Below are 15130 nucleotides of genomic sequence, written 5' to 3' on the forward strand. Positions count from 1 at the left end.
GGTAAATGAAATAGGGTAGCTGTCATGGAGCGATGTCCTCGCTACCGAATTTGCTGTCTTTAAAAGCAAACTCCCCCTCACTTATTACCTTGAAACCGTGCTGCTGCAAAAGGGCCGCTGTTACGCCGGTGCCGGGGCGGGCAGTGCCGCTAAAGGTACCGTCATAGATTAATTTACTGCCGCAGGAGGGGCTTTTTTCTTTCAAAACTACCAGCTCGGCAGCGATCTCCCGGGCCTTAGCCAGGGTGGCCGCCGCACCGCGGAGGAAGGCAGCCGTTACATCCTGGCCTTCTTTATCCAGCACCCGGGCTCTGCCGGCCAGGACATCATACCCGTCGCCGCCCCGGATTTCCGCCGGCGGGCGGGGGATGGTTAAGCCCCCCAGGGCTTCCGGGCAGACAGGCACGGCCTTACCCCGGCGCACCAGTTCGGCAATGGGCGGCACCAGGTTGTGACCGCCGCTGTATTTACACTTTTCGCCCGCCAGGCAGGCGCTGACCAGGATTTTAGCCATCAATATCACCCCGTTTTTAAATAAAGTATAGCGCTAACCGGTCATGCCTGGAAGGCACAGCTAAACATGAAAATCTTGAAAGGTACAGCTGTGAGATGAAAGAAGTAACCATCTACACCGACGGCGCCTGTTCCGGTAACCCCGGTCCCGGGGGCTGGGGCGTCGTGCTGATCTACGGTGGTAAACGTAAAGAGATTTCCGGGGCTGAGGCCCGGACCACCAACCAGCGCATGGAGATCACCGCGGCCATCGCCGCCCTGAAGGCCCTGAAGGAGCCCTGCCGCGTCCGCCTCTACAGCGACAGCGCCTATCTCGTCAACGCCTTTCGCCAGGGGTGGCTGGACCGCTGGCAGAGGAACGGCTGGCAGACGGTCAAAAAAGAACCGGTGGAAAACCAGGACCTGTGGCGGGAACTGCTGCGGCTTACCGCCCGCCACCGGGTGGAATGGTTGAAGGTCAAGGGCCACAGCGATAATGCCGAAAATAACCGCTGCGACGAGCTGGCTCGGGCTGCAATTGCCCGGCTGCTAAAGCAGGAATTTCCATCTTGATGGCGAATACTAATAGCTATACTTAGCCGGAAGACCATCAGAGGGTCCCACGCTTCTCGCCGGCGCACCTGGCCGCGCCAGTTCCTGGCGGGCGTGATGATTTCTTATGAAAGGAGGGCTCTAAATGGGCAAATGGTCCTGTACAGCCTGCGGCTATGTCTATGACCCGGCAGAAGGCGACACAGCCGGCGGTATTGCCCCGGGGACGCCCTTTGAAGACCTGCCCGAGGACTGGGTCTGCCCTAACTGCGGCCTGGGCAAAGAAAACTTTGAACCCCTGTAGCCAGTTACGGGCGGCGCTGCCAGCGCCGCCTTTAATATATCCTGGCCAGGCTTCTCCAAAATATAAACTGCCCGGGGCAGTGGGGCAGGGCGAGCAGTTCGTTGGAGCGAGGAATATCACGCAAAGGGGAAATTGGTTTATGTTAATAGTTGGCATCAACGGCAGCCCCAAAAAAGAAGGCAACACCGCCTTCCTGGTGCGGGAAGGGCTGGCGGCGGCCGCTGCCGCCGGGGCGGCGACGGCCCTGATCCATATAGCCGAGGCCCTGGCGGACCAGAAGATCCCTTACTGCACCCAATGCAGCAGTCCCTGCCAGGGGGCCTGTTCCCGCAACAACCGCCTGGGGGAAGCCTATGACCTCCTGCGGCGGGCCGACGGGATCCTCATAGGCAGCCCGGTTTATTTCGGCAGCGTCTCGGCCCAGCTCAAGGCCTTCTGGGATAAAAGCCGTATCTTACGCAAAGAAAAGGCCCTGTATAACGTCGTCGGTGCCGGGGTTACCGTGGGCGGCAGCCGTTTTGGCGGCCAGGAAACGACCCTGAAGGCCCTTTTTGACATGATGCTCATCCAGGGCATGATGATTGTCGGCGACGGCTTTAGTGAGGCCGACTGTGGCCACCAGGGCAGCTGCGGCCAGGCCCCGGCCCACAGCGACGATTTTGCCGTTGCCAGGGTACGCCTTACGGGTAAGCGCCTGGCCGAGGTAGCGGCGGCCACCACAACCTTACGCCAGCACCGCGGCTAGGGGGGTGAGGGTATGCTCCTGCGGGTAGAAGCTGAAAAGCGGGAAGAAGCCATCTTGAGCCCCCTAGCGAGTTTAAGCAGCCGTACCAGGGGCCGTCAAGTACCGGAGGAGCCCTGCCCCATTCGTACCGAATACCAGCGTGACCGCGACCGGATTATCCACTGCAAAGCCTTCCGGCGCCTGAAGCATAAAACCCAGGTTTTTATCGCCCCGGAGGGGGACCATTACCGCACCCGCCTGACCCACACCCTGGAGGTAGCCCAGATCAGCCGCACCATTGCCCGCGCCCTGCGCCTCAATGAAGACCTGGCCGAGGCCATTGCCCTGGGCCACGACCTGGGCCATACCCCCTTCGGCCACTCCGGCGAAGAAGCCTTAAACGAAGTGGTGCCGGGGGGGTTTAAGCACAACCTGCAGAGCCTGCGGGTGGTAGAAGTCCTGGAAGGCGGCCGCGGCCTTAACCTCACCTGGGAAGTCCGGGACGGCATTGCCCACCATACCGGCCCGGTCAAACCCCAGACCCTGGAAGGCCAGATTATCTGCTATGCCGACCGCATTGCCTACATCAACCATGATATTGACGACGCCCTGCGGGCCGGCATCATCACCCAGGAGCAGCTCCCGGCTGATTGTTTAAAAATCCTGGGCCGTACCCACCGCCAGCGCATCGATACCATGGTGACGGATATAATCCGTTACAGCTGGGAGCAGGGCCGCATTGCCATGAGCCCGGCGGTCCAACAAGCTACGGATAACTTACGCGACTTTCTTTTTAAAAATGTCTATATCGGCTCCCCGGCCAAAGTGGAGGAAGGCAAGGCCAAGAATCTCTTAAAACAACTCTACTTTTACTACCTGGAGCACCCGGAAGCACTGCCCGCACCCGTCCATCCAGGTGATGACCTGGCCCGGCGGGCCTGCGACTATATTGCCGGCATGACTGACCGTTATGCCATCCTGCAGTATATCCGGCTCTTTGTCCCTGCGGGTTTTCCTTCCTGAATATGGATAACCATAATAAAAATGGGAAGGTGCCGGGAATCTCTTCGCTCGTCAGGCTATCCGCGCGGTGACGAAGCGGCGGCAGGATTCCCTTCACCTTCCGGGATGTATTTTAACCCTTACCCTATGGGTTTTATACACGGCAGGGAACCGGACATCCGGCCCCGGCCGGCGACACTTTCGAGACACCCGGCCCGCGCCCGGCGTAATAAAGCCGGTATGCCGGCCGGCAGTTGGCTGCCATGAACCGCCCCAGCACGCGCCGCTGCCGGCTGCTTACTGCCGGGTTTTAAAAAAAGGTTGGAAGACAGCCAGGATCACCCCCCGGTAAAAGGCATAGAGGGCGCTGCCGCCAATGAGGGCGATTAAAATTAAGGCCACGGTCTTACCCATTTTCCCACCTCCCGCCAATCGCATATTGCCGCCGGCCCTTAAATTTATGCCGGCTGGCGTGGCGTTCCCGCCGCCGGTGCTGCTGCAAGTCTCAGTTTACCGCCTGCCGCCCGGCACTATGCAGCGCGGCGGAGGTATAATCTGGTAAAGCAGGACAAATAATAGGATAAAGCGAAAATAAGGCCCAAAAAAGAGGATATTTCATTCTGATAGCGAATTGTTATTAGCACACCGGGTCCCGGGGGGTGGTGTCCATGACAACCGCCTTCAGCCAGGAAGTGATCGATGAGGTAAAGGACAGGGTAGATATCGTCGAAATCATCGGCAGCTATGTCCGGCTAAAAAAGAGCGGCCGCAATTACGTCGGTCTTTGCCCTTTTCATAAAGAAAAGACGCCCTCCTTCACCGTCAGTCCCGATAAGCAGATGTTTTACTGTTTTGGCTGCGGTGCGGGCGGCGATGTCTTTGCTTTCTTGATGAAGCAAGATGGCCTCAGCTTTCCCGAAGCAGTAAGAACCCTGGCCGCCAGGGTGGGGATCGACCTGGCCGGTACCGGCGAATCGCCGGCTGCCAGGCGCGAGCGGGAATGGAAAGAACGCCTGTACCAGCTGGGGGCAATAGCTGCCAGCTTTTATTATCGCCTTCTCATGCGCCACCCGGTGGCAGCCCCGGCCCGCTTATATCTCCAGCGGCGGGGGGTGAAGGGAGAAACGGCGCGGCTCTTTGAACTGGGTTATGCCCCGGATACGGGAACGGCTCTGGTAGATTACCTGCGGCGCCAGGGTTTCACACCCCAGGAGATTGACCAGGCGGGCCTGAGCGCCTCCCGGCCGCCCGGTGGGACGGCCGACCGTTTCCGGGGGCGGCTCATGTTTCCCATCAAAGACAGCCGCGGCCGGGTCATAGGCTTTGGCGGCCGAATCTTAAGTGAGGGGCAGCCCAAGTATTTAAATTCCCCCGAGACAGCTTTATTTCACAAGGGCCGGCACCTCTACGGCCTGCACCTGGCCCTGCCGGGTATTCGCCGGAAAGGCCAGGCCATCCTCGTCGAAGGCTATATGGATATGATCGCCGCCTGGCAGCATGGTATTGATAATGTGGTCGCCTCCCTGGGGACGGCCTTAACCGCGGAGCAGGCGCGGGAGTTGAAAAAATACGCCCGGGAAGTAATCATCGCCTACGACGCTGATACTGCGGGGGAAGCCGCCACCTTGAGGGGCCTGGACATCCTGGCCGCGGCCGGCCTCCAGGTGCGCGTCCTGCAGCTCCCGGCAGGCAAGGACCCCGATGAATTTTTAGCCGCCCGGGGAACAGCAGCCTTCCAGGAGCTGGTAAAAGAAAGCCAGGGCCTGATGGAATTTCGCATCAATAAAGCCGTAGCCGAACACGACCCCACCCGGCCCCTGGGCCGGAAAGCCATTATGGCCGCCGTTCTCCCTTACCTCCAGCAGGTAAAGGACGCCGTCGAGCAGGAAGCCTATGTCCGGCTTTTGAGCCGCCGTACGGGGATATCCGAGGCAGCCATCCTGAGAGCGCTGCACCAGGCGCCGGCCGGGCCGGGGAGGACAGGGAGAGCCATAGAAAAGGCGGGAAAGAAGGAAGGCCCGTCGCCGGGAGAACGGGCCAGGAACCAGGGGGAGCTGTTTTTACTCCAGGCTTACTTAACCAGCCCCCGGCTGGCCGCCAGCATTGACGGCGAACTGGGAGAAGACTGGGGTGAGAGCCCGGCGACGCGGAGCCTGGCTGCCTTTATCCGGGAAAAGCGCCGGGAAGCCCCGGAACTGGCCGGCCCGGACTTGGCCCGGGTTTTAACTGGCCGGGGGGTGCCGGAATGGGACGCCCTTATTGCCCGGCTCACCCTGGCCGGCGGCCTGGGGCCCGTCCAGGAGCGGGCCGTCAAGAAAGCAATCATCCTTTACAGGCTCCTGCAGCTGCAAAAACAGGAAAGGGAAATAAGACTCGCCCTGGCCCGGGCGGAAAGCAGCGGCGCCACCGGCCGGGTCCAGGAACTCCAGGAGCAAATCTTTCACCTGCAGCAGACGATCAAAGCGATAAAATCCGGAAGGGGGGAGTAGCGGTGAAAGAAGAACAGCAAAAGCAAATAGTCAAGGAGCTGATTGAAAAGGGCAAGAGCCAGGGCTCCTTAACTTATCGCGAGATTATGGATGCCCTTCAGGGAATCGAACTCTCCCCCGAACAGATTGACGATATCTACGAGCGGCTCAACCACATGGGGATTGAGGTAGTGCCCGAACCGGTGGAACTGGAAGCCCTGGAAAAGGAAGAGGGCGAAGCCGTCGACAGCGACCTCGATCTTTCGATTCCTGACAACGTGGCCATCGACGACCCGGTGCGCATGTACCTGAAAGAAATCGGCCGGGTGCCCTTGCTGACCCCGGAAGAAGAAATCGAGCTGGCCAAGAGGATGGAACAGGGCGATGAAGAGGCCAAACGCCGCCTGGCCGAAGCAAATTTACGCCTCGTGGTCAGCATCGCCAAGCGCTATGTCGGCCGGGGCATGTTGTTTCTGGACTTGATCCAGGAAGGCAACCTGGGCTTAATCAAGGCGGTAGAGAAATTCGATTACCGTAAAGGCTACAAGTTCAGCACCTATGCCACCTGGTGGATCCGCCAGGCCATTACCAGGGCCATTGCCGACCAGGCGCGGACCATCAGGATCCCGGTGCACATGGTGGAGACCATTAATAAATTAATCCGGGTGCAGCGCCAGCTGCTCCAGGAACTGGGCCGGGATCCGACGCCCGAAGAGATCGCCAGGGAAATGGATGTCCCCGTGGAGCGGGTAAGGGAGATCATGAAGATCGCCCAGGAACCGGTATCCCTGGAGACGCCCATCGGGGAAGAAGAAGACAGCCACCTGGGGGATTTCATCGAAGACGAAGACGCCCAGGCGCCGGCCGATGCTGCTTCCTTTATGCTCCTCCGGGAGCAGCTGGAAGAAGTCCTGGATTCCCTGACACCCAGGGAAAAGCGGGTTTTGCGCCTGCGCTTCGGCCTGGACGACGGGCGGGCGCGCACCCTGGAAGAAGTGGGCCAGGAGTTTGGCGTCACCAGGGAACGCATCCGCCAGATTGAGGCCAAGGCCCTGCGCAAGCTCCGCCACCCCAGCCGCAGCAAGAAGCTGAAGGACTACCTGGAGTAATAGAAGCAGGAGGCCGGCGGGTAATATCACGGGCGTGCAGCAACTGGTTGTTGACCGGGGCGGCATTCCGGGGTATAATATAAAAGGTGGCTTTCCTCGGTAGCTCAATGGTAGAGCGCCCGGCTGTTAACCGGGTGGTTGCAGGTTCGAGCCCTGCCCGGGGAGCCAGAAAGGGCCCATAGCTCAACGGTAGAGCTGCCGGCTCATAACCGGTTGGTTCCTGGTTCGAATCCGGGTGGGCCCACCAAAAAAGGAAATAAGGCCAGCAGCGGAGGTCAGGAGGTGGCCGTAGGCTGCTGGCTTTTTAATTACAGCGGCGACCAACCGCTTGCTCCGCAGCAGCAAGTCCAAACCAGCGATAACCCCAAACCGGAGCCTTACCGGCCAGGGCTATATCCAGCCCTACAAACGTACCCGGGCGCAAAGCACCCCTGGCTGGCCGTAGCCACCCGGCCGCGGTGCAGCGGCCCCGCCTGAAGCAGCGATGAACATTCATAACCGTGGATTTTTTCCTTTGCCGGCCCGCCTGCGGGCCGTAGCCGGCATGGTGCCGCCGGGCAGCCGTGTTGCCGATATCGGCACCGACCACGCCTATCTCCCCCTGTACCTGGCCGGCAGCGACCGCTGCCCGCTGGTGATTGCTGTGGAAGCGGCGCCGGGTCCTTACCAGCGCGCCCTGGCCGCGGTAGCGGCTGCCGGTCTTAAGGGGCGGGTGGAAGTGCGCCTGGGGGACGGCCTCGCGCCCCTGCAGCCGGGGGAAGTAGACACGGTAACCATGGCCGGCCTGGGCGCCCTGACCCAGCAGAGGATCCTTGCCGCCCGGCCGGGAGTGCGGCAGGGGTTAAAGCGCCTGGTCCTCCAGCCCCAGGGGGAGGCCGGGCCGTTGCGCCGGTATCTCGCCGCCACTGGCTGGTACTTATATAACGAAGAACTTGTTTACGAGTCCGGCCGCTATTATATCATCCTGGCCGCCTGCCAGGGCGCAAGCCCATCCTACAGCGACCTGGAGTGGAGGATAGGGCCCCTCCTGCTGCAGCGCCGCCATCCCCTGCTGCGGGATTATCTCTTGCATAAGATGGAAACACTAACAGCAGCCGTCCAGCAGCTGGCTGCCGGCCGGGGGATGCGGGCCCGGGAGCGGCGGGAGGATTTAAGCCGGCAGCTGGCAGAGATAAGGGAGGTACTGGCATGGCTGCCAAATGCAGCGAAATTATAGCCGTTATGGAAGCCCTGGCCCCGCCGGAACTGGCGGCGGAATGGGATAACGCCGGCCTGATGCTGGGCTCGCCGGAGGTGGAAGTCCGCCGGGTCCTGGTCTGCCTGGACGTCACCATGGCGGTAGCCGCCGAAGCTGCCGCCCGGGGGGCCAATCTCATTATCAGCCATCACCCCCTCTTTTTCCGCCCCATCAAATCCTTACGCTTTGACGAAGCCCGGGGCGAGCTGGTCCGGCGTCTCATCCAGGACAACATCATGGTCTACTCGGCCCACACCAATTTAGACAGCGCCGCCCTCGGCGTCAGCTACCACCTGGCGGTAAAGCTGGAACTGGAAGATATCCAGGTTCTCCTGCCCACCCGCCGGGAGAAGTATTGTAAGCTGGTAACCTTTGTGCCGGAGGACCATGAAAAGTTCGTGCGGGAAGCCCTTACCCGCGCCGGGGCCGGCTGGATCGGCAATTATTCTGACTGTACTTTCCGGGTGGCCGGCACCGGCACCTTTCGGCCCCTGGCCGGCACCCGGCCCTATATAGGCCAGGAAGGAAAGGTCACGGAGGTCAAAGAATACCGGCTGGAAACCATTATCCCCACCGGCAGGCTAAAGGAAGTTCTCCAGGCCCTGCTGCAGGCCCACCCTTACGAAGAGGTAGCCTACGACCTCTACCCCCTGGCCAATGAAGGCCCGGCCCGGGGTATCGGCCGCCTAGGAGTCTTACCCCAGGCCGTGTCCCTGGAGGAATTTGCCCGGCAGGTCAAGGAACGCCTGGGGGCAGCCCGGGTCAACGTGGTGGGGGACAGGGAACGCAAGGTGAAGAAGGTGGCCGCCTGCGGCGGCGCCGGTAGCGACGTCATGACCACCGCCCGGGCTGCCGGGGCCGACGTCCTGGTCACCGGGGATTTAAAATTCCACGAAGCCCAGGCCGCCGCCGGTATAGACCTGGCGGTAATCGACGCCGGCCACTTCGCCACCGAGAGGATCATCGTGCCGGCCCTGGTGACCTACCTGCAGGAACAATTACAGGAGCGCGAAGTCATGGTCCTGGCCTCCCAGAAAGAGCAGGAACCCTGGTACGTACTCTAAATACGGGGTGATGATTTGCATGGGTCTCAGCAAGCTGTGGGAGTTACAGGAAATGCAGCTCCGCCTCCAGGAACTGCAGCGCCAGCTGCAGGCATCCGGCCTGGCCCGGGAGCTGAAAAGGGAAAAGCAGCGCCTGGAAACCTGCCAGGAAACAGTGCGGGCGCGAATGCAGGAACGGGAAGAATTAAGGCGGCAGATAGCTAGCCTGGAAAGGGCCTGCCAGGACCTGGCGGCCAGGAAGAAGCAGCTGGAAGGCAAACTCTACAGCGGCGAGACCAGCAACCCCAAAGAATTAAACAACATTCAACATAAAATAGATACCACCGCCGGCGAGCTGGCCCGGGAAGAAGAAAGGGCCATGGAGCTGGCCCTGCAGCAGGAGCAGCTTGAAGAATGGCTAAAGGAAAATGTTAGTAAGCTCCAGGCCGGGAAGGCCGCCTACAGGGAGAAATTGGACCAGTACCGCACCTGGCGCGAAGGCCTGCAGCAGGAGATGGACGTCCTGGCGGTCAACGCCGCCCGGCTGGAAGGGGAGATCGACTCCAAACTGCTTGCCCTCTACAGCGACCTGCAGCGCCGCCTGGGGACAAAGGTCCTGGCCCGGGTAGTCAAGGGGACCTGCAGCGGCTGCCACCTGGTCGTCCCGCCCGTCCTCCTGCGGGAAGCCCGTGCCGGTAAATTTATTTACTGCGAAAGCTGCGGCCGGTTATTGCTGCCGTGAACACGCCACCGGATTAGACTTCATTGACATCATATGCAATATCGTATATAATGCAAATAGAGGCGATAACTGGTGACGAAAAGAGAAAAAATCTTAGAGAAAATTAAACAGAATCCTCGGAATGTTAGTTTCAATGATCTTGATAGAATACTGCGGCAGCACGGTTTCAAATGCAGACAACTCGGTAGCGGAAGTAGTCATTATACGTATTTAAAAGATGATATAAGAATAACCCTTCCCAAACAAAATCCTATGAGGCCAGTCTATGTGAAGATAACACTAAAAGCGATAGAAGAAATAGAAGAGTAAAGGGTGTTCATAATGAAAGATTTATCTTATTATCTTAACCTTGATTATCCCTTTATAGTCAAGCCCCTTCCTCAAGAAGAAGGGGGCGGTTATGTTGTAGAATATCCTGATCTACCGAATTGTATAGGAACTGGGGATACTATACAAGAAGCTATTAGTATGGCTATGGATGCAAGAAAGTGCTGGATCGAGGCCAGTTTAGAAGAAGGGTTACCCGTTCCAGAACCTAGCATCCAAAGGGATCCCCTGGCTGAATATAGTGGGCGCTTTCCCCTGCGTATGCCTAAAAGCCTTCACAAGATGATATTAGAAAACGCAAAAAAGGAAGGCGTAAGCGCCAACCAGTATTTAATTCATTTGATAAGTTTAAGTATCGGCAAGACGGCAAAAGGCTAAACTTCTAACTCTTGGCAATGCCTTGACAGATCACTATAAAGGGTGTTATATTTAAATCCGCTAAAGAAAAGTGGATAATTGCTTTTGAGTAAACCGGATGGTCGCGGGCGATAAGCGCGCCGGGCGAGCTTATCGCCTGAGGAAAGTCCGAGCTCCACAGGGCAGGGTGCTGGATAACGTCCAGTGGGGGCGACCCCAAGGATAGTGCCACAGAAACAGACCGCCCGGCACTCAACCAGGCTGCAACGGTTCCCCATGGAGCCATCCTGTTTCATGGCCAGTCGTGGCGAAACGGAAACTGTCAAGTTGAGTGCCGGGTAAGGGTGGAAAGGTGAGGTAAGAGCTCACCAGCGGTTAGGCGACTAACCGGCTCGGTAAACCCCACCTGGAGCAAGACCGAATAGGGGGACAAGAGGGGTGGCCCGCCCCGTCCCCGGGTAAGGTCGCTGGAGGCGCCAGGCAACTGGCATCCCAGATAGATGACCATCCAAGACAGAACTCGGCTTACAGGTTTACTCAAAAGACCTTTTGCTGGACTTATGGGTTATCACCTCTTCTTATGGGTCAATTTTTAGGACCTGGAAGAGGTGATAATTTTTTATTTAACGGCACCTCTGAAAAACCCCCTTAGATGTCTATAATAGCAAAAGCGTACCTGACTGCCAAATTTACTCAGAGAGTTAAGCCCTTTATTCGCCTGTAACCACCACCAGTGGGACATATTTAAGCATTTTTTCGGCTAAAATTATAATGACTCTATGAAGGGTTTATGCTCGAGGTGGCTGTTTGTACTCTTATCGGTGTCAATAATAAAAACATAAAACAGATAGTGTTTAAGTTGTTCTGCTTTGAAGCGGAGGGATGATAATTACTCTATCCCCTTTGGGTAGCTATTCTATGAGAATGCACAAAAATGTTGTTAAAATATAATACTAAGATAGGTGATAAAATCCTATCGCGGCTTGGCAATATCGGGTGGAAGAAATCTTTACAAGGCCTGGTGTTGGTACTATACTAATCAATGTAAATTACTTTTAACTATATGGAGTGCAAGTGACCATTGGAAATCGGAGCAACTATAAGAGCGCAACGCCTGGCAAAGGGGCTGTCGGTTCGGGAGCTGGCACGGTTGACGGGATTATCGCCCAGCGCCATCAGCCAGATTGAGACTGGAAAATCCGTTCCCAACGTATTGACCCTGAAGGCTATTGCCGAAGCCCTTGATATATCCGTTATTTCTTTTTTATTTGATGAACTGGACAGCAGGATCAGTTTGGTAAAACCTGATGAACGCCGGCGGTTGATACGCAACTCAACGCCGACAGGAGATCTAATCGAAGAATTTCTCACCCAGGGACGTAACTTTCAGATGGAGCCAGCTATTATTATTGTTCCTCCCGGGGCCAATTCCGGTAAACCCATTTCCCATCCAGGTGAAGAGTTTATCTATGTTTTAGAAGGACAATTGAAATACACCCTGGAGGGGATAAAAGAATATGAGTTGGAGGAAGGGGACAGTCTCTATTACCCATGTACCATCCCACATAGCTGGTTTAATCCTGCAGAAGAAAGAGAGGCCAAGTTTATAATAGTAGCTACCCCTTCCTTGTTTTAGATACATTTTAGAAGGGGGTATGAAGGCAGCCATGAAAGGTAAGAGATGCCTGAAGGAGCATAATTTTGCTACCTACAGGCGTTTTTTTGTTTGGGTACAACTTGATAGGATCTTATAACTCAGGTACGATAGAAAAAATATTTTTACTTAGCAGGAAAAAACAAAAACGTGGCGAAATAACTTTATGTATGCTAAAAAGTACAATGTAAGTTAAAACAAACGGATTAAAGTTTGGGAGGGAGGATTATGAAAGAGTAAGCGGGAATGACCTGGATAGGCAGCACTGGCGGAAAAGATGAGGATAAAACTGCAGGTCCAAGGAGGGAGAAAATGAGTAAAAACAAGGAAGTAGATCTACTAGTTGGTATAGATGACAAGTTGAATATTATCCAGGCATTTGTACTGGGACTGCAACATGTTCTGGCTATGGACCTGTATATTGTACCTATTATCCTGGCAGGCCTTTTATCATTGGACACCGCTCATACTGCCCTTTTTATTGATATGACTTTTATTGCAGCCGGTATTGCTACCTTAATTCAAGCCGGCCTGGGAATGCGCTTGCCGGTTATGCAGGGACCATCTTACGTACCTATTGGTGCCCTGGCGGCTATTGGTAAAAGCCTGGGTTTAAGCGTAATGATAGGTAGTCTAATGCCAGGCGCTTTGATTATCGCCGTTCTCGGTTATCCTTTGCGTTTATTAGGCCGTATAATTAAAACGTTAATTCCGCCAATAGTTGCTGGAACTGTAATTATTGTGGTTGGCATCGCCCTTATGCCTATTGCTCTGGAAAGTATTTATACAGCCCCAGGTAATGTCGGCATAAATGGCCTGGTCGCCTTTATATCAGCAGTTTTGCTAATTTTCTTTGTGATCTTGGGAACCCGGTTACAGGGTGCAGGTCGTTTTATACGCTTAGCATCTGTAATCCTGGCGTTAGCAGGGGGTACTCTCTTTGCCTCCTTATTTGGCAGTGTCGACTTTAGTCCCGTAGCTAAAGCCCCCTGGATAGCTTTACCCAGGTTATTACCTTTCGGAGTGCCGGTATTTGATTTCAATGCTGTTTTAACCCTGATATTTATTTATTTTGTAGTGCTGGTAGAAACAACGGGAACCTGGTTTGCTGTAGGGGCGGTCACCGGTGCTGAAATAAATGATACCCGTCTTAACGGAGGCGCAGTTGGCGAAGGCCTTGGTTGCCTTGTTGGGTCCTTCTTTGGGGGTACCCCGGTAACCGGCTATTCCACCAATGCAGGCATTATTGCTATCACCGGAGTGGGAAGCCGCTGGGCTATTATGGCCGGAGGAGTTATCCTTATAATCTTAGGGATGCTTCCCAAACTCATGAATATAATCGCCTGCATACCCGGCACAGTGATTAACGGCGTTTTCGGGGTAGTATGCGTTGTCATTGCCATGAATGGTTTCCGGGTAGTACGCCAGGTAGAACTTGATGAACGTAATATGCTGGTAGTCGGCCTGCCTATTCTTTTAACCCTTGCGGCCACCCTGATGCCCAAAGACTTGTTATATAGCTTGCCAAGCCTTGTTAACTACCTGGTTTCTTCAGGAATTGCTGTCGGCGCCTTATCGGCAGTCGTGCTTAATTTGATTATTCCACCGGCGCCAAAGACTACCGCTCAAGGAAAAAGCAGCTCAAACAATTTTGATAGCCTTTAAATCATAAGAGGAGGCTCTCCAATGGGGCAGGTTCTCATCAAAAACGGCTATGTGGTTTCCATGAACCAACTGAAGCAGGTTTTTGTCGGCGGTGATCTCCTGGTAGAGGGAGATAAAATCATTGCTGTGGGACAGGTGCCGGCGGAACTAATCCGGCCGGAAGCGGAAATAGTTGACGCTACCGGCAAAATCGTCCTGCCGGGTCTGGTCAATACCCATGTTCATCTGTCCCAGCAGCTGGGACGAGGCCTGGGCGACGACGTCGACTTGCTGACCTGGCTCCACGAGCGCATCTGGCCGTATGAAAGCAGCATGGACGTGGAAGATTCCTATATCTCCTCCCTGGCCTGTTGCCTGGAACTGATCCGCTCCGGGGTGACGGCCTTCGCCGAGGCCGGTGGGCAGGAAGTAGACGGTATGGGTCGGGCCGTGGAGGAAATAGGCCTGCGCGGTATCCTGGCCCGTTCCACCGTGGACTGCGGCGAGGGGCTACCGCAGAAATGGCGGGAGAGTACCGACTACGCCCTCCGGAAACAGGAAGAACTTATTCAACGCTGGCATGGCCAGGCAAACGGCCGCCTCAAGGTATGGTTCGGCTTGCGGACTATTTTTAACAATTCAGATAAACTAATTAAACGCACCAAGGTCCTTGCCGACAAATACGGTGTTGGCATCCATATGCACGTCGCCGAGATTGAGGAAGAGGTACGCTACGCTAAAGAGAAACGCGGCCACACCACCGTGGAACACCTGGCCAATTTAGGAGTCCTGGATGCCAATTTCCTGGCCGTCCATACCGTCTGGTTGACGGAAAAGGAGATCGATCTTTTCCTCCTGTATGACGTCAAAGTGTCCCATAATCCGGCCGCGGCCATGCGCGTCCTGGGCTTTGCCCGGGTGCCGGAAATGATCGCTAAGGGGATTACCGTTTCCATCGGCACCGATGGTGCGCCTTCCAACAACCGCATGGACATGATGGATGAGATGTATTTGGCAACTCTAATCCATAAAGGCCGCAACTTGAATCCCAAGGTCTTACCGGCAGAAAAAGTGCTGGAGATGGCTACCATTGACGGTGCCCGTTGTCTCCTTTGGGAAGAGGAGATCGGTTCCCTGGAGCCTGGCAAAAAAGCCGATTTGATAATTATCAATCCCCGGAGCGCCGGCAGTTTGCCCCTCCACGATCCTATCGCCAGCCTGGTCTACGCTATGCACGCCAGCAATGTTGAATCTTCCATGTGTGATGGCCGCTGGTTAATGCGCGACAAAAAGATCTTGACTGTTAACGAAGAAGAAGTGCTGGAACGGGCCCAGGTCCGGGCAGCGGCCCTGGCAAAGAAAGCGGGTATTGTTTTACCGGACCGCTTCCCCCTCGTGAAGATCCGTTAGGTAAGCTAATGGGTAATTAATTGGATAGAAAAACGCAGCTAATGTTGAAGTACTAAGTATAGTAA

14 protein-coding genes, 2 tRNA genes and 1 other RNA gene are annotated in these 15130 nt (G+C 55.9%); 16 read left to right on the forward strand and 1 reads right to left on the reverse strand.

Going from position 1 to position 15130, the window contains the following annotated elements; all coding sequences use genetic code 11:
• Positions 1-22: 22 nt before the first annotated feature.
• The gene (locus tag MGLY_RS09660) at positions 23-514 is read right to left on the reverse strand and encodes a 2-thiouracil desulfurase family protein (RefSeq protein WP_156273375.1); all 492 of its coding nucleotides are present in this window, start codon (positions 512-514) and stop codon (positions 23-25) included.
• A 95-nt stretch (positions 515-609) separates the two neighbouring features.
• On the opposite strand from MGLY_RS09660, the gene rnhA reads away from it, so the two are divergent.
• The 16 genes from rnhA to MGLY_RS09740 all read left to right on the forward strand — a co-directional run bounded on the left by rnhA (position 610) and on the right by MGLY_RS09740 (position 15065).
• Positions 610-1065 (forward strand): ribonuclease HI, encoded by a 456-nt coding sequence (gene rnhA / locus MGLY_RS09665; protein ID WP_156273377.1) that lies wholly within the window; start codon positions 610-612, stop codon positions 1063-1065.
• A 124-nt stretch (positions 1066-1189) separates the two neighbouring features.
• The gene (gene rd / locus MGLY_RS09670) at positions 1190-1348 is read left to right on the forward strand and encodes a rubredoxin (protein WP_156273379.1); all 159 of its coding nucleotides are present in this window, start codon (positions 1190-1192) and stop codon (positions 1346-1348) included.
• Positions 1349-1487: 139 nt separating this feature from the next.
• Positions 1488-2093 carry a flavodoxin family protein gene (locus MGLY_RS09675; protein WP_156273381.1) on the forward strand — a complete coding sequence of 202 codons (606 nt, stop codon included), beginning with the start codon at positions 1488-1490 and terminating at the stop codon, positions 2091-2093.
• A 12-nt stretch (positions 2094-2105) separates the two neighbouring features.
• Positions 2106-3095 (forward strand): deoxyguanosinetriphosphate triphosphohydrolase, encoded by a 990-nt coding sequence (locus MGLY_RS09680; protein WP_156273383.1) that lies wholly within the window; start codon positions 2106-2108, stop codon positions 3093-3095.
• 647 nt (positions 3096-3742) lie between these two features.
• Positions 3743-5563, forward strand: a complete 1821-nt coding sequence (dnaG, locus tag MGLY_RS09685; protein ID WP_156273385.1) for a DNA primase — start codon at positions 3743-3745, stop codon at positions 5561-5563.
• A gap of 2 nt (positions 5564-5565) precedes the next feature.
• Entirely contained in the window at positions 5566-6651 is a 1086-nt protein-coding gene (rpoD, locus tag MGLY_RS09690) for an RNA polymerase sigma factor RpoD (RefSeq protein WP_156273387.1), read from the forward strand.
• Between the two features lie 93 nt (positions 6652-6744).
• Positions 6745-6819 (forward strand) — tRNA-Asn (locus MGLY_RS09695).
• Positions 6820-6823: 4 nt separating this feature from the next.
• Positions 6824-6898: transfer RNA gene (locus tag MGLY_RS09700), tRNA-Ile, on the forward strand.
• A gap of 267 nt (positions 6899-7165) precedes the next feature.
• Positions 7166-7867, forward strand: coding sequence for a tRNA (adenine(22)-N(1))-methyltransferase (locus MGLY_RS09705; RefSeq protein WP_170291008.1), 702 nt, complete (start codon positions 7166-7168; stop codon positions 7865-7867).
• Positions 7840-8952: a Nif3-like dinuclear metal center hexameric protein gene (locus MGLY_RS09710; protein WP_156273391.1), complete on the forward strand. Its 1113-nt coding sequence runs from the start codon at positions 7840-7842 to the stop codon at positions 8950-8952. The genes MGLY_RS09705 and MGLY_RS09710 overlap by 28 nt, the downstream gene beginning before the upstream one ends.
• A 19-nt stretch (positions 8953-8971) precedes the next feature.
• Positions 8972-9673, forward strand: coding sequence for a zinc ribbon domain-containing protein (locus MGLY_RS09715; protein ID WP_211661852.1), 702 nt, complete (start codon positions 8972-8974; stop codon positions 9671-9673).
• A gap of 321 nt (positions 9674-9994) precedes the next feature.
• Positions 9995-10378: a type II toxin-antitoxin system HicB family antitoxin gene (locus tag MGLY_RS09720; protein WP_156273395.1), complete on the forward strand. Its 384-nt coding sequence runs from the start codon at positions 9995-9997 to the stop codon at positions 10376-10378.
• An 85-nt stretch (positions 10379-10463) separates the two neighbouring features.
• An RNA gene (rnpB, locus tag MGLY_RS09725) (RNase P RNA component class A) lies at positions 10464-10901 on the forward strand.
• A gap of 537 nt (positions 10902-11438) precedes the next feature.
• Positions 11439-11993 (forward strand): helix-turn-helix domain-containing protein, encoded by a 555-nt coding sequence (locus tag MGLY_RS09730; protein WP_156273397.1) that lies wholly within the window; start codon positions 11439-11441, stop codon positions 11991-11993.
• Between the two features lie 330 nt (positions 11994-12323).
• Positions 12324-13676: a nucleobase:cation symporter-2 family protein gene (locus MGLY_RS09735; protein ID WP_156273399.1), complete on the forward strand. Its 1353-nt coding sequence runs from the start codon at positions 12324-12326 to the stop codon at positions 13674-13676.
• Between the two features lie 21 nt (positions 13677-13697).
• On the forward strand, positions 13698-15065 hold the full coding sequence (locus tag MGLY_RS09740; protein ID WP_156273401.1) for an amidohydrolase: 1368 nt from the start codon (positions 13698-13700) through the stop codon (positions 15063-15065).
• Positions 15066-15130: the final 65 nt, after the last annotated feature.

This window comes from Moorella glycerini, from assembly GCF_009735625.1.
GTDB classification, from domain to species: domain Bacteria; phylum Bacillota; class DSM-521; order Neomoorellales; family Neomoorellaceae; genus Neomoorella; species Neomoorella glycerini.